At 65.7% G+C, this 15,807-nt stretch carries 15 protein-coding genes; 10 read left to right on the forward strand and 5 right to left on the reverse strand.

What is annotated here, in order from left to right:
* Positions 1 to 49: 49 nt before the first annotated feature.
* The gene (gene hslO / locus ACVRRC_RS01805; RefSeq protein WP_472996562.1) at positions 50 to 937 is read right to left on the reverse strand and encodes an Hsp33 family molecular chaperone HslO; all 888 of its coding nucleotides are present in this window, start codon (positions 935 to 937) and stop codon (positions 50 to 52) included.
* Between the two features lie 195 nt (positions 938 to 1,132).
* Here hslO and ACVRRC_RS01810 point away from each other — a divergent pair, with 195 nt between their 5' ends.
* Positions 1,133 to 1,924, forward strand: coding sequence for a phosphatase PAP2 family protein (locus ACVRRC_RS01810; protein WP_049341192.1), 792 nt, complete (start codon positions 1,133 to 1,135; stop codon positions 1,922 to 1,924).
* Here ACVRRC_RS01810 and ACVRRC_RS01815 read toward each other — a convergent pair.
* Positions 1,921 to 2,319, reverse strand: coding sequence for an RNA-binding S4 domain-containing protein (locus ACVRRC_RS01815; RefSeq protein ID WP_014595554.1), 399 nt, complete (start codon positions 2,317 to 2,319; stop codon positions 1,921 to 1,923). The genes ACVRRC_RS01810 and ACVRRC_RS01815 overlap by 4 nt on opposite strands.
* 101 nt (positions 2,320 to 2,420) lie before the next feature.
* Here ACVRRC_RS01815 and rimB point away from each other — a divergent pair, with 101 nt between their 5' ends.
* Both rimB and rimK read left to right on the forward strand, forming a co-directional pair.
* Positions 2,421 to 2,888, forward strand: a complete 468-nt coding sequence (gene rimB / locus ACVRRC_RS01820) for a retropepsin-like aspartic endopeptidase RimB (RefSeq protein WP_011911527.1) — start codon at positions 2,421 to 2,423, stop codon at positions 2,886 to 2,888.
* Positions 2,885 to 3,790 (forward strand): 30S ribosomal protein S6--L-glutamate ligase, encoded by a 906-nt coding sequence (gene rimK / locus ACVRRC_RS01825; RefSeq protein WP_011911526.1) that lies wholly within the window; start codon positions 2,885 to 2,887, stop codon positions 3,788 to 3,790. Before rimB ends, rimK begins: the two co-directional genes overlap by 4 nt.
* Positions 3,791 to 3,812: 22 nt before the next feature.
* On the opposite strand, the gene ACVRRC_RS01830 is transcribed toward rimK, so the two are convergent.
* The 3 genes from ACVRRC_RS01830 to ACVRRC_RS01840 form a co-directional block, all read right to left on the reverse strand.
* Complete coding sequence (locus ACVRRC_RS01830; protein ID WP_011911525.1) at positions 3,813 to 5,144, reverse strand: ATP-binding protein; 1,332 nt, start codon at positions 5,142 to 5,144, stop codon at positions 3,813 to 3,815.
* A 76-nt stretch (positions 5,145 to 5,220) separates the two neighbouring features.
* Positions 5,221 to 5,955, reverse strand: coding sequence for an osmolarity response regulator transcription factor OmpR (gene ompR / locus ACVRRC_RS01835; protein ID WP_011911524.1), 735 nt, complete (start codon positions 5,953 to 5,955; stop codon positions 5,221 to 5,223).
* A gap of 114 nt (positions 5,956 to 6,069) precedes the next feature.
* Positions 6,070 to 6,456: a diacylglycerol kinase gene (locus ACVRRC_RS01840; RefSeq protein WP_013981444.1), complete on the reverse strand. Its 387-nt coding sequence runs from the start codon at positions 6,454 to 6,456 to the stop codon at positions 6,070 to 6,072.
* A gap of 216 nt (positions 6,457 to 6,672) precedes the next feature.
* Between ACVRRC_RS01840 and bcsE the strand changes: the two genes are divergently transcribed.
* The 7 genes from bcsE to bcsB are packed head-to-tail and all read left to right on the forward strand — an operon-like array spanning position 6,673 to position 15,802.
* Complete coding sequence (gene bcsE, locus ACVRRC_RS01845) at positions 6,673 to 8,211, forward strand: cellulose biosynthesis protein BcsE (RefSeq protein ID WP_472996563.1); 1,539 nt, start codon at positions 6,673 to 6,675, stop codon at positions 8,209 to 8,211.
* Positions 8,208 to 8,390 (forward strand): cellulose biosynthesis protein BcsF, encoded by a 183-nt coding sequence (bcsF, locus tag ACVRRC_RS01850; RefSeq protein ID WP_013981442.1) that lies wholly within the window; start codon positions 8,208 to 8,210, stop codon positions 8,388 to 8,390. The genes bcsE and bcsF overlap by 4 nt, the downstream gene beginning before the upstream one ends.
* Entirely contained in the window at positions 8,387 to 10,012 is a 1,626-nt protein-coding gene (bcsG, locus tag ACVRRC_RS01855) for a cellulose biosynthesis protein BcsG (protein WP_472996564.1), read from the forward strand. The genes bcsF and bcsG overlap by 4 nt, the downstream gene beginning before the upstream one ends.
* 7 nt (positions 10,013 to 10,019) lie before the next feature.
* Positions 10,020 to 10,253, forward strand: a complete 234-nt coding sequence (gene bcsR, locus ACVRRC_RS01860) for a cellulose biosynthesis protein BcsR (protein ID WP_108241339.1) — start codon at positions 10,020 to 10,022, stop codon at positions 10,251 to 10,253.
* Positions 10,250 to 10,984 carry a cellulose biosynthesis protein BcsQ gene (bcsQ, locus tag ACVRRC_RS01865; protein ID WP_472996565.1) on the forward strand — a complete coding sequence of 245 codons (735 nt, stop codon included), beginning with the start codon at positions 10,250 to 10,252 and terminating at the stop codon, positions 10,982 to 10,984. The genes bcsR and bcsQ overlap by 4 nt, the downstream gene beginning before the upstream one ends.
* Position 10,985: 1 nt before the next feature.
* The gene (gene bcsA, locus ACVRRC_RS01870; protein ID WP_151320479.1) at positions 10,986 to 13,583 is read left to right on the forward strand and encodes a UDP-forming cellulose synthase catalytic subunit; all 2,598 of its coding nucleotides are present in this window, start codon (positions 10,986 to 10,988) and stop codon (positions 13,581 to 13,583) included.
* Complete coding sequence (gene bcsB / locus ACVRRC_RS01875) at positions 13,580 to 15,802, forward strand: cellulose biosynthesis cyclic di-GMP-binding regulatory protein BcsB (RefSeq protein ID WP_108241337.1); 2,223 nt, start codon at positions 13,580 to 13,582, stop codon at positions 15,800 to 15,802. Before bcsA ends, bcsB begins: the two co-directional genes overlap by 4 nt.
* Positions 15,803 to 15,807: the final 5 nt, after the last annotated feature.

Raw genomic sequence — 15,807 nt, forward strand, 5'->3', positions numbered from 1 at the left:
TTCCCGGCCGCCGCGGCAGCAGGCAGACGACCGGAACGCCGCACGTCGATCAGTGCCGGGTATCCGACGGCGCGTCGCTGCCGCCACCGGCAAAAAGCTGAGCCACATCTGCCGCGTCGTAGGTGTATTTCTCGTTGCAGAACTGGCAATCGATGCTGACCGAACCGCCCTGCTCCGCCACCAGCTGCAGGGCGTCTTCCTCGCCCAGGCTGACCAGCGCGCGGGCCGAGCGCTCGCGCGAGCAGCTGCAGCGGAAGCGGATCGGCAGTGCATCGAACAGGCGCAGCTGCTCCTGGTGATAGAGCCGATGCAGCAACGTCTCGCTGTCCAGCCCCAGCAGTTCCTCGGCGGTCAGGGTGTCGGCCAGGGTACGCAGGTGCTCCCAGCTGGCGTCACGCTCCTCCGGATCCTTGAGTCGGTCGACCGGCAGCTGTTGCAGCAGCAGGCCGCAGGCGCGGCGGCTGTCGGCATTGAGCCAGAAGCGCGTCGGCAACTGTTCGGAGGCCGCGAAGTAGTTGGTCAGGCATTCGGCGAGCGTGGCCCCTTCAAGATCGACGATGCCCTGGTAGCGCTGGCCATTGGCCGGGTCGATGGTGATCGCCAGCATGCCTTCGGGCATCAGCTCGGTCAGGGTGGCGTCCGGCTGGATCTGCTCGGCGTGATAGCGGGCGATACCACGCACCTCGCGGGCGCTGGAGCACTCGACCATCAGCAGCGGCACGGCGCCACTGGAGCGGGCCTGGAGAATCAGCAGCCCGTCGAACTTGAGCGTGCCGACCAATAGCGCGGCCGCGGCCAGCAGCTCGCCGAGCAACTGGGCCACAGGCTCTGGATAGGTGTGTTTGGCCAGCACGTGCTGGTAGCTTTCCTCGAGCGTGGCGATCTCGCCGCGAACATCGGAATCATCGAAGAGAAAACGCTGGGTTTGATCGGGCATAGCCGGAAAGCTCACAGGTACGGCGGAGGAAGCGGCAATTTTAGGCGCAAAGCCGGCCCGGACCAAGGGCGGGCGCCGGACGGGCTGCCAGACAGCCGCAAGCTGAACGCTGGCTGAACGGCTCGCAGGTAGTCAGGACAGCCGCAACGGCAGGCTCTAGCATCGCGCGCCATCGCAACCCCAGGGACGATCCTTATGCCCGTGACCACGCCCCAGGCGCGCTGGCGCCCACTGTCTTGGTTCATCAGCCATCTGCTCGCCGGGCTGCTGCTGCTCAGCTGGCTCTCCCCCATCAGCCGCCCGTTCTGGGATGCTCTCGACGAGTCGGCCTTTCATCTGCTCAACGGCTCGCTGGGCCACCAGGCCTGGTGGGACTGGCTGTGGGCACTGGCCAGCGTTCGCGTGTTCGACATCCTCGTCGGCGCCCTGCTGCTGACCCTGCTGATCCGCCGCGACTGGCTGTTCGCTCAGCACCAGCTGCGTCCGGCGCTGTTCACCTTTGTCGCCCTGCTGCTGGTGTTGCTGGTAATTCGCGTGCTGGTGACCAAGCTGGCCGGCCACTTCGGCTGGCAGCACGCCAGTCCATCGCTCGAGATCGCTGGCGCCTATCACCTGAGCGACCACTTTCCGCTGCTGGAGCGGGTGTTCGAACTAAAGGATCGTTCCAGCCGCAGCTTCCCCGGTGATCACGCCTCGGTGCTGCTGATCTGGGGACTGTTCATGGCGCTGTTCGCCCGAGGCGGTCGTCTGGCACTGGTGCTCGGCATCACCGTACTGTTCATGCTGCCGCGGCTGGTGGCCGGCGCCCACTGGGTCAGCGATGACTTCGTCGGCGGACTGCTGATCGCCTTGCTGGCCATCGGCTGGGGCTATTGCACACCACTGGGCGCGCACCTCGCTGCCCTGCTGCAGTGGCTGGCCCGTGCGCCCATGCAGCTGGCCGCCAGGCTGCCACTGCTGCGCCAGCTGGCGGTGCTGCGTGACTAACCGGGCTTGAAGTCACGCAGCAGCTGGATCTGCCGGCGCTGCTTCTTGCTCGGCCGGCCGTCGGTCTGCATGCCGAGGGCACCCGCCTTGCGCAGCGCAGCCGCCTCCTCGCGCGCCGCGATGCTCTGTGCGGTTTCTTCGTAGAGCGTCTGCGCCTCGGGAGCACCACGGCGCACCGCCGACAACGCGCGGATGACCACCGTGCGCTCGTCGAAGCCGCTGCGGATCACCAGTTCATCGCCCACCTTCGGTTCCTTGCTCGGCTTGCAGCGCTCGCCCCGGCAGTGCACCTTGCCACCTTCGATGGCCGCCTTGGCCAGTGCACGGGTCTTGAAGAAGCGTGCGGCCCATAGCCACTTGTCCAGGCGTACCTTGTCGTCGTCTTTTTCGGCCATCGTCCAACTCAGTCTCGTATCGGTCGTTCCAGGGTGTTACAGACGGATGCAGTTGTCATGCACGCCGACTAGAATGCCGGCAAATTCTTCGGACTCTCCCATTGAAGAAACTCGACCCCCATACCGTGATCGGTCTGCGTGAATGGATCGCCCTGCCGGATCTCGGCGTGGTGGGCCTGCGCGCCAAGGTCGATACCGGGGCCAGCACCTCGGCGCTGCACGCCACCGACATCAGCGAATTCGAACGCGATGGGCAGCGCTGGGTTCGCTTCACCGCGCACCTGGGCACGCTGGTGCAACGCCGCCATCGCTGCGAGGCGCCGCTGGTCACCCGCAAGCTCATCAAGAGTTCCAATGGCCAGGTCCAGACCCGCTACGTGGTGCGCACCCTGCTGGCGCTGGGCAGCCATGTCTGGCCGGTGGAGTTCACCCTGACCTGCCGCAAGACCATGCGCTACCGCCTGCTGCTCGGCTCCAAGGCGCTGGTCGACGGCCAATGGCTGATCGATCCGTCGCGAACCTATATCCAGGACAAACCCCAGATCCTCACTTCTTCCGGTGCTCAATGAAAATCGCCGTGCTGTCGCGCAATCCGCGCCTGTATTCCACCCGTCGTCTGGTCGAAGCCGGCGAGCAGCGTGGCCATGAAGTGGTGGTGATCGATACGCTGCGTGCGTACATGAACATTGCCAGTCACAAGCCGCAGATCCACTACCGCGGCAAGCCGCTGGAGGGCTTCGACGCGGTGATCCCGCGCATCGGCGCCTCGGTGACCTTCTATGGCTGCGCGGTGCTGCGCCAGTTCGAGATGCAGGGGGTGTTCCCGCTCAACGAGTCGGTGGCCATCGCCCGCTCGCGCGACAAGCTGCGCGCCCTGCAACTGCTGTCGCGCCGCGGCGTCGGCCTGCCGGTGACCGGCTTCGCCCACTCGCCGGACGACATCCCCGACCTGATCCGCATGGTCAACGGCGCCCCGCTGGTGATCAAGGTGCTGGAAGGCACCCAGGGCATCGGCGTGGTGCTCTGCGAAACCGAGAAGGCCGCCGAGTCGGTGATCGAGGCCTTCATGGGCCTCAAGCAGGACATCATGGTGCAGGAGTACATCAAGGAAGCCGGCGGCGCCGATATCCGCTGCTTCGTGGTTGGCGACAAGGTCATCGCCGCGATGAAGCGTCAGGCCAAGCCTGGGGAATTCCGCTCCAACTTGCATCGCGGTGGCTCCGCCAGCCTGATCAAGATCACCCCGGAAGAGCGCATGACCGCCATTCGCGCCGCCAAGGTGATGGGCCTGAACGTCGCCGGCGTCGACATCCTGCGCTCCAACCACGGCCCGCTGGTGATGGAGGTGAACTCTTCGCCGGGCCTGGCCGGGATCGAGGAAACCACCGGCAAGGACGTCGCCGGACTGATCATCCAGTACCTGGAAAAGAACGGCGGCCCGCACCTGACCCGCACCAAGGGCAAGGGCTGATCCCACCGCGCTGCGAGCCGGCTTATTCGGCCGGCTTGCCCTGCACCGCATCGCGCGGCAGCAGCAGCCCCAGCGGCAGGCTGACCCGCGCTTCCAGACCACCGCCCTCGCGATTGCGCAACTCGACCACCCCGCCATGCTGCGAGGCGATGCGCTTGACGATCGCCAGGCCCAGCCCGGCGCCCTGCCCGCCACGGGCACGATCGCCGCGAATGAACGGATTGAAGATGCCTTCCAGCTCGGCCGGATCGACCCCCGGACCACGGTCCAGCACGCTGAGCACCACGTAGGGCGCGTGCTGGTCGCCGGAGACATAGGCAGCCACTTCGACGCCGCCACCGGCGTAACGCAGGGCGTTCTCGATCAGGTTCACCAGCAGGCGCTTGATCGACACCCGGCGCAGGGCGAACGGCGGCATCGGCTCGACGCACAGGCGCACGGTTTCCTGCTGCTGGTTATAGGGTGCCACCACCTCGCGGATCAGCTCGGCAAGGTCGGTGGTTTCCACCGGCTCGTCGCTGCCGTCGCGGACAAAGGCGAGAAACTGGTCGAGGATGGCGTTCATGTCCTCGACGTCGCGGATCATGTCCTCGGTCAGCTCGTCATCACTGGCCATCAGCTCCAGCGACAGGCGCAGGCGCGTCAGCGGCGTGCGCAGATCGTGGGACACCCCGGCCAGCATCAGCTCGCGCTCGCGGCCGGCCTGCTCGACGTCTTCGGCCATCTGGTTGAAGGCGCGGTAGACCTCGGTCATCTCGCTCGGCGTGTCGCTGATCGGCAGGCGGACGCGCCGGCCCTTGCCGATCTGCCGCGCGGCGAAGACCAGCCGCTTGAGCGGCAGGTTGAGCTGGCTGACGAAGATCCAGGCCGCGCCGGTGGACAGCAGGCCGATGCCCAGGAACCAGCCGAGCACGCTCCAGATGCGCTGGCCGCGCAGCGGATAGGCATAGAGCGGCACCTGCACCCAGTCCGGCCCCAGATTCGGCGCGCGCACCCAGATCGCCGTGGACGGCTGGATGCGCACGCGCACCTCAGTGTCGTCGCCCAGTTCGTCGCGCATCTGGCGCTGGAAGATCTCGGTGTAGGGCCAGTGATACTCGCTGCGCGGCACGTTCTGCTCGGCCACCAGTTGCAGGCCGGCGGCTCGGCCGATGCGGTCGCGGTCCTCCAGGTCGGCAGCCCAGTAGGCGCGAAGGGTCAGCGCCGCCCCGTGGCTGTACTGGCGGTCCACCAGCACGTCCTCGTTGGTCATCAGATAGACCAGGGTGAGGACCTTGGAGAACAGCACAACGATCAGCACCATCCACAGGGTGCGGGCGAAGAAGCTTTGCGGGAACCAGAGCGGGGTCTTCATGAAAAAGCGGCGGCAAGCCTCGGGCTGCGGGTAACGAGGCTATCGCGCCCGCGGCCGGTGGCACGCCGTGGTCGACTCACTTGTTGCCGTCCGGCACGAACACGTAACCCACACCCCAGACGGTCTGGATGTAGCGCGGTTTGGACGGGTCCGGCTCGATCAGCCGACGCAGGCGGGATATCTGCACGTCGATGGAGCGCTCCAGCGCATCCCACTCGCGGCCGCGGGCGAGGTTCATCAGCTTGTCCCGGGTCAGCGGCTCGCGGGCGTGCTGCACCAGCGCCTTGAGCACCGCGAATTCACCGGTGGTGAGCATGTGCACCTCGTTGCCCTTCTTCAGCTCGCGGGTCGCCAGCGACAGCTCGTATTCGCCGAAGGTGACGGTCTCGTCCTCGCTGGCCGGGGCACCGGGCACCTGCGGCGCCTGCCGGCGCAGCACCGCACGGATGCGCGCGAGCAGCTCGCGAGGGTTGAAGGGCTTGGCCAGGTAGTCGTCGGCGCCCTGCTCCAGACCCTGGATGCGGCTGGCCTCGTCGCCCTTGGCGGTGAGCATGATGATCGGGATCTGGTTGTTCGCCTCACGCAGTCGGCGGCAGGCGGACAGCCCGTCCTCGCCCGGCATCATCAGGTCCAGCACCACCAGCTGAAACAGCTCGCGACTGAGCAGGCGGTCCATCTGCTCGGTGTTTTCCACGGTACGGACGCGGTAGCCCTGCTCGTCGAGAAAGCGCTCGAGCAGACGCCGCAGACGGGCATCGTCATCGACGATAAGGATCTTTTCGCCTTCGTTGGCTTGCGCAGTGCTGCTCATGGAAACTCCCAGATGGTCGACGGCGCATTATTGCGCAGTGTGGTTCGGCCCTACTGACAGCCATTGTTAGCAGATTTTTCGCGCAACCGTCTTGCCCCGCGCGCCTCGGAGGCTTCAGAGCAGGACGGCGAGCCAGACGACGGCAATGGAAATGAGCCCGAGCAGCTGAGCCGCACTTCCCAGATCCTTCGCGCGCTTGGACAACGGATGGATTTCCAGCGACACCCGATCGACCACTGCCTCGATGGCTGAATTCACCAGTTCGATGGCGAGCGACATCAGCACCGGCAGGACCAGCAGAGCACGCTCCACGGGGGTGCTGCCAACCATGAAGGCGACAGGAATGAGCACGCAGGCAAGCAGGGCCAGCTGACGAAAGGCCGCCTCATGCCGCCAGGCTGCGGCGAGGCCGGCAAAGGAATAGCCGGCCGCCTTGGCGATGCGCCCAAGCCCCGGTTTGCTCTTGAAGGCAGACGCCTCGTTGGTCGTTTCGACTTTCATCTCTCATCCGCTCGTTCGTGACTGCTCATTCGACTCGTGACCGGCCATCGACCCCCACTGTCGTACGCCGAAGCCACTTGATATCATATTGGCATCAATCAAGGACGATTCAGTTTCCGACGAACAGTCTGGTGACGGTTTAAAGCGCTTTAGCGCCTGGCCGACACGCTGTTCAGGACGCTACAGGTCGCGCCCGAAACCGCCGCAGGTGACTTCTTGCTTCTCTTCCGCCAAAACCAGCAGCTTCCGGCCCCGCTCGGACTGGACGGTATCGAATGGCCGATTTTTGCGCTAAATGACGGACGCCTGCATTGGATCATGGCGGAAAAAGCGAGCGATGCGGCGCTGCTGACCCGGCAGGTCATCGGGAACATGGCGGCCGGTCAGCGGGCGGCGATGATAGCGGACGCAGCCCGCCAGCGGCACGCACTGGCCGACCTGCCGGCTGACGCGGGCCCTGGTGAACTGCTGGCCCTGACTCTGATGCCGGACCATTTCGAAGCGATGCTGCAGCGCCTGGATTCCGAACTGGATCGCTCGGGCAACATGCGCACCCGGTACATCCTGCTCAACCTCCCCACTCAGGCCTGGGAGCGTCTTGCAGGGCCGCGCCTCTCAAGCTGGCTGACGCGGATCGGCGCCTGGCTGCTCGAGCGCCGCGCGACCCTGCTGATCATCAGTGATGGTGTCAGCGACGCCCTGAGCGAGGGTTTGCTCCGACTCAGCCATTGCCTGGCCGGGTTCGCCTCGCTCACTCAAACCCCGTCCGGCACCCGCCTGTATCTGCATCACTGGCAGAACGAGCGCGGCATGACCAGCGCCCGCCAATTCGCCCTGCGCCACCAGGCCGACGGGTTCCAGCTGACGGCTTCCGGAGAACTCGGCGAGGTGCTCGAGCACCCCGATCAGGGGCGTTTCTACGCGGAGCGCAGCGTGCTGGAAGGGGTGCACAACCTGTCCACGCAGTGGCGCCTGTTCGAGAGCAGAGCGGCCCTACTGGCGCATGCCGAAACCGCCAGGGCTGCGAGCATCCTCTTCGCGATCACCGATAACGAGCAGGTCGACGAGCTGGCCCATCAGCTCAATGGCTTGCGCCGCACCTGTGGCAACCAGCTGAAGCTGATCATCCGGGAAACGGCGCCCTGCCTGCGCTATCGGGACGAACAGCTGCTGCTGGCCGGTGGCGCGTCGCTGGTCGTGCCTTTCGGCACCTCGCTGCCACGCTTCCTGACGATGGTCGAGAGCGCTCAGGGGCATATCTGGCAGCGTCAGTTGAGCGACATCGATGCCAGCCTCGACAAGCTCAAACCGCTTCCCCTGCGTGGCCAGCTGAGCCCGCGCCGCTTTGCCGAAGCCGCCCAGGAAATGTGGGCCGGCAGCACAACGGGTGAGATCGTTCATCAGCTGGTTCGGCTGCAACCGGTACCCGGACTGAGCCTGGAGCAGGTGCTTGGTCAGGCTCATCTGCGGCGTAACGGCGACATAGCCTGCATCGTCGACAAGGCGCTGTATCTTTTTCTTTTCGCCTGCCGCGCGGAATCGCTCGAGGCGGCTCTGGACAACATCTTTGGCGTCACCTGGCAGGAGCTGTTCCTCGGCCTCGAACAGCTGGCGGATCTCGAGCCCCTGTCCGGCCCCGGCTTCCACGGCGAAACCTTGTCACTGCCCGGCAACGAAACGCTCGTCAACGAGCCGGCACCGGGTCGACAGCTTCAACCCCGCCCCCTGACCCTTTCGCTGGTGACGCAACCATGACGCTCGAGCAACTCCTCGAGGTCGCCAGCCTGTTCCTGGCGATCGGCATCGGTATCGGCTGGTTGCTGACCCGGTACGGCCACACGGCGCTGCGTGCATTCGATCGAATGCTCCCGCCCCGCTACCTGAAAAGGACAGCGATACGCCGTCGTTCCATTGGATCGGGAGACACGCCATGAATGCGCCGGAGCGGCTGATCGTACCCGCGCCCCCGGTTACGCGCTGGCCGGGCCTGGGTGTGTGGAATCTGTATTTTCTGCTGAAGTTCCTGTTGCTGGGCCTTGGCCTGCTGAACTTCCAGGCTCTGCCGAACCTGGTGTTCGCGGCGTTTCTCGTGGTGCCCCTTCCGGGCGCCCCGTGGCGCATCGTACGGCAGCTGATCGCGATTCCCGTGGGTATCGCGCTGCTGTACCACGACACCTGGCTGCCCCCGTTCGACCGGTTGCTGGCACAACCGGGGGTGCTGGATTTTTCCCCAGCCTATCTCGTGGAACTAGCCGGACGCTTCGTCGACTGGACCGTGCTTGGCCTCTGCGCCTTGCTGGTGATTGGCTACAGCTACATGGCGAACTGGATTCGCCTGTCCACCATCTGCCTGGGCGGTCTGATCTGGCTGAACCTGGGCAGCATCCCTCTGCTGGCATCACCACCGCGTGCAGATGCCGCCCCCGTCGTGGCGTCCGCACAGGGCAACGACGCGCCGGCCCTTCAGGACAATGTGGCGCTGGATACCTGGCTGGAGAATTTCTTCCGCACCGAGGCCACGCGCCAGACGCAGTTCCCCCTGCGCAGCGAGCAAACCGCGGCGTTCGACGTGCTGTTCATCAATGTCTGCTCGTTGGCCTGGGACGATCTGGACGCGGTCGAGTTACGCGACAACGCTCTGCTCAAACGCATGGACGTCATCTTCGATCGTTTCAACTCCGCCACGTCCTACAGCGGGCCGGCGGCCATCCGGCTGCTGCGAGCCAGCTGCGGTCAGCCCCGTCACCAGGCCCTGTACGAACCCGCGCCGGAACAATGCCTGCTGTTCCAGAACCTGGCCAACCTGGGCTTCCACGCCGAAACCCTGATGAACCACAACGGCAAGTTCGACGGCTTCGCCGGTGAAATCGAAGCCCAGGGCATGCCCCAGCCGGTGCTGGCGAGCCAGAAGTTCGCGCGTGCGCTGGCAGGCTTCGACGGCTCGCCGATCGCCAGGGATTTCGACGTGCTCAACGGCTGGTGGCAGCGTCGTCAGGCATTGCCGGAGCCACAGGTCAGCCTTTTCTACAACAGCATCAGCCTGCACGACGGGAACCGCATCGTCGGGGCGGATGGCAATGCCCAATCGGCGGCATATAGGCCTCGCGCACAGCGCCTGCTGGATGACCTCAACCGTTTCATCGATGAGCTGGAGCGCAGCGGTCGACCGGTCGCCTTGCTGCTGGTACCCGAGCACGGAGCGGCGTTGCATGGTGACCGCATGCAGATCGCCGGCATGCGCGAGATTCCCCGGCCATCGATCACCCAGGTGCCCGTCGGCCTGAAACTGATCGGGATGGACGCCTCTCACGGCACGCAGCCCGTGCACATCCAGCAGCCAACGAGCTTCCTGGCGCTTTCCGAGCTGGTTTCCCGGCTCTACGCCGCCCGTCAGCAAGGCAGCACCCCGAACCTGGAGGCGCTGGTCGCTGACCTGCCGCAGACCGAGCTGGTCTCCGAAACGGCCGGCGCGCAGGTGATCGAGCTCGCAGGAAAACCGTACGTACGTCTCAGCGGCCAGACCATCTGGCTTCCTTATCCAAACCGGTTCGAGTAGCACGCCTATGGAATCGCTGGTCCTGCCGTCGCCACAAGACGATGTCGACAACCTGAAACGCCATCTGGGCATGCCGAAGCTCGGCTATCAGGACATCTCCGCGTCGCTGGCACTGGACAAGGCAGTTCAGCGCTGGCCGCTGCTGAGCGAGCTTTCCGTCGTCGCCCACCTGAACAGCGCGCTCGAGAGCGTCTCGCTCGAGAACGCCAGTGTGGCCGTGGCCAGCAGGCGTCCGGCATGAAGCAGCTCGTGCTGCGCGGCCTGCGCGGCGGAATCGGCGCCACCTCGCTGCTGGCTGGCCTCGGCATCGCGCTGCATGAACAGGGTGAGCGGGTACTGCTGATCGATCTCAGCCCGGACAACATGCTGCGCCTGCATTTCAGCGTCGACATTGCGTACGCCTCCGGCTGGGCGCGCGCGCAGCTGGATGCTGCGCCATGGCATGAGAGTGCCCTGGAACTGCTCCCGGGCCTGCACCTGCTGCCGTACGGCGAGCTTGGCGGGGCGGAGATTTCCCAGATCGAAGGCCAGCTCTGCGCGGATTCGAGCTGCTGGGCGCAGCGCTGTGACTTGATCGCACACAACTACGACTGGGTGCTGTTCGACCTGCCGCAGCGGCTGCCGGGCCATCGCGCCGTTGTGTCGGAAGCGAATCGGGCCGACGTGCTGATCGATCTGGCTACACCCGATCCCGGGTGTCATGTACTGCTACAGCAGCGCCCACGCCCGGATGCGGATCTCCTGCTGATCAATCGCTTCAATCCGGCCAGCCAGCTGCAGCGCGATCTGCTGCTGCTCTGGCGCAGCCAGCCGAGGAGCAACCGGCAACCGCAACTGATCCACGAGGACGAAGCGCTGCCGGAAGCCCTAGCGCACAAGCTGCCGATAGGTCATTACGCACCGAAGAGCCAGGCCGCCAGCGACCTGCGCAGCCTGGCGCTCTGGTGCCTGGCCCAGCGAGCGAAGTGCTGATATGCCCAACCCACTGAGCTACTACCAGTACATCCGCTATCGGCGCGGTGCCAGCCCGATTGCTGCGCTGAGCTGGCTGATCGCCTACATGACAGCCTGGCTGCTGCTGCGCCTGGATGCCCCTGGCTGGCAGTGGGTCATGGCCGAACGCCGCAGGCTGTATCCGCACGTCGCGGGCAAAAGGCCCACCGCCGGCGACCCGCTGCGGATCGTCATCCAGAGCATCTGGCTGCTCGTCGCACGCGCCCCCGGGTCCGCGCCGGCGCGCTCGCTGGGCGATCGACTCCGCTCGACCTGGCAGCGACTGCGCAGCGTCGCGCAGCAGCTGCCCAGGCCGCCGCGCCCGCGGCACAGGCGGACGTTCGACCTGCCTGGCTTGCGCAATGCCGAAGCGCGCGTCGGAAAGGCCGAGCGCTGGCTTTCCAGCCTATCGAGACCCGTCCGCTACGCGTTCAACATCGCCATCGGCGCGCTGGCCATACTGCTTGGCATTCTCTGTATCACCGAACCGTTCGGCTATACCGCGCAGGTCACCTTCGTGCTCCTGCTCTGGGGCCTGGCCCTGCTGGTCCGGCGCGTTCCCGGGCGCTTCGCGGTGCTGATGCTGATCGTGCTGTCGGCCATCATTTCCTGCCGCTACCTGTGGTGGCGCTACACCGCCACGCTGCATTGGGATTCCTATTTCGACCTGGCGTGCGGCATCACCCTGCTGGTGGCGGAGACCTACTCCTGGATCGTCCTGATCCTCGGCTACGTACAGACCTGCTGGCCGCTGGATCGCAAACCCGCCCCGCTGCCGGCAGACAGCAGCAGCTGGCCGTCGGTCGACCTCTTCATCCCGACCTATAACGAAGATCTCTCGGTCGTGCGCACCACGGTGCTCGCGGCGCTGGGCCTGGACTGGCCACGCGACAAGCTGAACGTGTACATCTGCGATGACGGCCGCCGGGACAGTTTCAAGCAGTTCGCCGAGGAAGTCGGCGTGGGCTACATCGTCCGCCCGGACAACAAGCACGCCAAGGCAGGCAACCTCAACCATGCGCTGACCGTGACCCACAGCGAGCTGATCGCCATCTTCGACTGCGACCACATACCCGTGCGCTCCTTTCTCCAGGTCACCACGGGATGGTTCCTGCGCGACCCGAAACTGGCGCTGGTGCAGACGCCGCACCACTTCTTCTCGCCCGACCCGTTCGAACGCAACCTGGGATCCTTCCGCCGCAAGCCCAACGAAGGCGAGCTGTTCTACGGCCTGGTGCAGAACGGCAACGACATGTGGAACGCCTCGTTCTTCTGCGGATCCTGCGCCGTGCTGCGCCGCGACGCAGTGGAAAGCATCGGTGGATTCGCCGTGGAAACCGTCACCGAAGATGCTCACACGGCGCTGCGCCTGCATCGTGCCGGTTGGAATTCCGCCTACCTGGGCACGCCGCAGGCGGCGGGCCTGGCCACCGAAAGCCTTTCGGCGCATATCGGCCAGCGGATACGCTGGGCACGCGGCATGGCGCAGATCTTCCGCACCGACAACCCGCTGCTCGGTCCGGGCCTGACGATCTTCCAGCGCCTCTGCTACGCCAATGCGATGCTGCATTTTCTCGCGGGCCTGCCCCGCCTGATCTACCTGACGGCACCGCTCGCGTTTCTCCTGCTGCACGCCTACATCATCTACGCGCCGGCGCTGATGATCGTGCTCTACGTGCTGCCGCACATGATTCACGCCAGCCTGACCAACGCCAGGATGCAGGGCGAGTACCGGCATTCGTTCTGGGGCGAGGTGTACGAGACGGTACTGGCCTGGTACATCGCGCGGCCCACCACGGTGGCGCTGTTCAACCCGGGCAAGGGCAAGTTCAACGTCACGGCCAAAGGCGGGCTGATCGATCACGATCAGTTCGACTGGCGCATCGCGCGCCCCTACCTGGTTCTGGCGGCCTTGAACGTGGCCGGTCTCGGATTCGCCGTCTGGCGCCTGTTCACCGGTCCGGTCAGTGAAATCGGCACGGTTCTGGTCAGCTCCGCCTGGGTCATCTACAACCTGCTCATCATCGGCGCCGCGGTGGCCGTCGCATCCGAAGTCCGGCAGATCCGTCGCGCCCACCGTGTCATGGCCCAGCTGCCGGCCTCGCTGAAGCTCGCCGACGGTCACGCCTACCCCTGCACGCTGCTGGACTTCGCCGAAGGCGGTGCGGGCCTGCAGATCCCGCCGGGGCTGAAGGTGGACATGGACCAGCCGGTCTCCCTGATCCTTCAGCGCGGGGATCGCTCGTTCATGTTTCCTGGTCAAGCCTCCCGGCAGATCGGCGAGCGCCTGGGTATCCGCCTCGACAACCTCGACCTCGCGCAGCAGATCGACCTGGTCCAGTGCACCTTCGCCCGGGCCGACGTCTGGCTGAACCGCCATCAGGATTTCGAGACGGACCGGCCGCTGCACAGCTTCATCGAAGTGCTGCGTATCGGCGGACGCGGCTACCACCGCCTCTACGAACAACTGCCGAGCGTCCTGAGCAGACCCCTTCGCCCGCTTCTTCGGTTAGCCGCCTGGCTACTGAGCTATTGCCCTCGTACTCCAGCCTCTAAATCCCTGGTAACCCCGTCATGATCACCCGAACCTATTCCCGGACGCTGCTCACCGCCTTGCTGTGGGCATTCAGCGCTGCCGCCTTCGCTGAGCCGAGCCTCGACGCCGACAGCACGCCGCCGAGCTGGAACTCCAGTCGCAGCTTCAGCGACCTGGGCCGTCCCCGCGACCAGTTGCTGCTTGGCATACGCAACGCGGAGCAGGTCGAGTTCCGCCTGCGTCATGACCGGATCGCCACCGCCGCCACCCTGCACCTGGACTACACGCCATCGCCGGCGCTGATCCCGGTGCTGTCGCACCTGCGCGTGTACCTGAACGATGAGCTGATGGGCACGCTGCCCATCACCCAGGAGCAGATCGGCCAGCGTGTTCGTCAAGAGCTGGCCCTGGACCCGCGCCTGCTGGGCGATTTCAACCGGGTGCGAATCGAATTCGTCGGCCACTACAGCGATGTCTGCGAAGACCCCGCGCACAGCGGCCTGTGGCTGAACCTGGGTCGTCAGAGCCGGGTCAGCCTGCATGAGCAGGCGTTGGACGTCACCGGCGACCTGGCCTGGTTCCCGCTGCCCTTCTTCGACGAGCGCGACACCCAGCAGCTCAATCTGCCGGTCGTCTTCACCGGCACGCCGACCCTTGGCGAGCAGCGGGCCGCAGGCATTCTCTCGTCCTATTTCGGCAGCCTGGCCGCCTGGCGAAGCGCCACCTTCCCGGTGTTGTTCGATGCCCTGCCGTCGACGCAGGAACGTCCGCAACCTGCGCTGGTGTTCGCCACCAACGACCGTCGTCCGTCGTTCCTCGCCGAGCATCCAGCGGCGGAAGGGCCGACCGTCGAACTGATCGACCATCCCCAGGACCGCTACAGCAAGCTGCTGCTGATTAGCGGCCGTAACGACGACGATCTGGTGGTCGCGGCGACGGCGCTGGCACTTGATCGCGGCCAGCTGCGCGGAAATCGGGTTCGCCTGGAACAGGTCGAACCGCCGGCACGCAAGCCTTACGACGCCCCCAACTGGATCCGCACGGACCGCGCCGTACAGCTCGCCGAGCTGATCGACTACCCGCAGCAACTGCAGGTAAGCGGCCTTCAGCCCTATCCCATCACACTGGATGTCAACCTGCCGCCGGACCTGTTCGTCTGGCGCAACCAGGGCATCCCGCTGCAGACGCGCTATCGCTATACGCCGCCGGTGACGACGGACGAGTCCCGCCTGAACATCAGCGTCAACGACCAATACATCAGCAGCATCCCCCTACAGGGCAGCGACAGCCGCAGCAGCGTGGAAAACCTGCGCCTGACCGTTCTTGCCTCGGACTCCACTGCCGAAAGCGAAAAGCTGCTGGTGCCTGCGCTGAAGATGGGTATGCGCAACAAGGTGCGCTTCGAATTCAACTTCGCCAGCAAACTGGGCAATGCCCAGCGCGATCGCTGCCAGACCTACCTGCCGACCAACATCCAGGCCGCCATCGACGAGCAATCGACGATCGACCTGTCGGGCTATCACCACTACATGGCCATGCCCGACCTGAAGGCCTTCTCGCGCAGCGGCTTCCCCTTCAGCCGGATGGCTGATCTTTCCGAGACCCTGGTGCTGACCTCGGCCCAGCCCGACGAGGCGCAGGTCGGCACCCTGCTCGATACCCTTGCGTTGATCGGCTCTCATACCGGCTACCCGGCATTCGGCGTGCGCATCACCGACAACTGGAAGTCCGCGGCGCAGGCCGACGCCGACCTGTTGCTGCTGGGCCCTCTGCCCAATGAGCTGGTCAACGATGCCTCCCTGCCGTTCCTGCTCGAGTCGCCACGCAGCTGGTTGCAGCACGGCGCTGCCGGCACGGACGGACGGTCCGCCGGCGGCAAGCTGGGCATGAGCGCCAACGGTCCTCTGGCGGCGGTCGTCGGTCAGCAGTCACCCTTCCACGCACAGCGCAGTCTCATCGCCCTGCTTGCCTCGACGCCGACGGATTACGGCCTGTTGCGCGATGCGCTGACCGATTCGGGCAAGCAGGAAGCCTTCGCCGGCGCCGTTACCCTGATTCGCACCAGCGGCGTCAGCAGCCATGTCGTGGGCGAACCCTATTACGTGGGCAAGCTGCCCTGGTGGCTGCTGTTGTGGTTCCACCTTTCCGCACACCCCGTGCTGCTGGCGTTTCTGGCCGCAGCCAGTGTCGTGCTGTTCGCCATCGTGCTGTGGCGGGCCTTGCGCTGGGCTGCCGGGCGCCGCCTGAGCGATGCCGGGTAATCCGC

This window comes from Stutzerimonas sp. LR2 (assembly GCF_055755175.1).

Coding starts and splice junctions, on each gene's coding strand:
- hslO (WP_472996562.1), bottom strand. CDS start 937: ATGCCCGATCAAACCCAGCGTTTTCTCTTCGATGATTCCGATGTTCGC.
- ACVRRC_RS01810 (WP_049341192.1), top strand. CDS start 1,133: ATGCCCGTGACCACGCCCCAGGCGCGCTGGCGCCCACTGTCTTGGTTC.
- ACVRRC_RS01815 (WP_014595554.1), bottom strand. CDS start 2,319: ATGGCCGAAAAAGACGACGACAAGGTACGCCTGGACAAGTGGCTATGG.
- rimK (WP_011911526.1), top strand. CDS start 2,885: ATGAAAATCGCCGTGCTGTCGCGCAATCCGCGCCTGTATTCCACCCGT.
- ACVRRC_RS01830 (WP_011911525.1), bottom strand. CDS start 5,144: ATGAAGACCCCGCTCTGGTTCCCGCAAAGCTTCTTCGCCCGCACCCTG.
- ompR (WP_011911524.1), bottom strand. CDS start 5,955: ATGAGCAGCACTGCGCAAGCCAACGAAGGCGAAAAGATCCTTATCGTC.
- ACVRRC_RS01840 (WP_013981444.1), bottom strand. CDS start 6,456: ATGAAAGTCGAAACGACCAACGAGGCGTCTGCCTTCAAGAGCAAACCG.
- bcsF (WP_013981442.1), top strand. CDS start 8,208: ATGACGCTCGAGCAACTCCTCGAGGTCGCCAGCCTGTTCCTGGCGATC.
- bcsG (WP_472996564.1), top strand. CDS start 8,387: ATGAATGCGCCGGAGCGGCTGATCGTACCCGCGCCCCCGGTTACGCGC.
- bcsR (WP_108241339.1), top strand. CDS start 10,020: ATGGAATCGCTGGTCCTGCCGTCGCCACAAGACGATGTCGACAACCTG.
- bcsQ (WP_472996565.1), top strand. CDS start 10,250: ATGAAGCAGCTCGTGCTGCGCGGCCTGCGCGGCGGAATCGGCGCCACC.
- bcsA (WP_151320479.1), top strand. CDS start 10,986: ATGCCCAACCCACTGAGCTACTACCAGTACATCCGCTATCGGCGCGGT.
- bcsB (WP_108241337.1), top strand. CDS start 13,580: ATGATCACCCGAACCTATTCCCGGACGCTGCTCACCGCCTTGCTGTGG.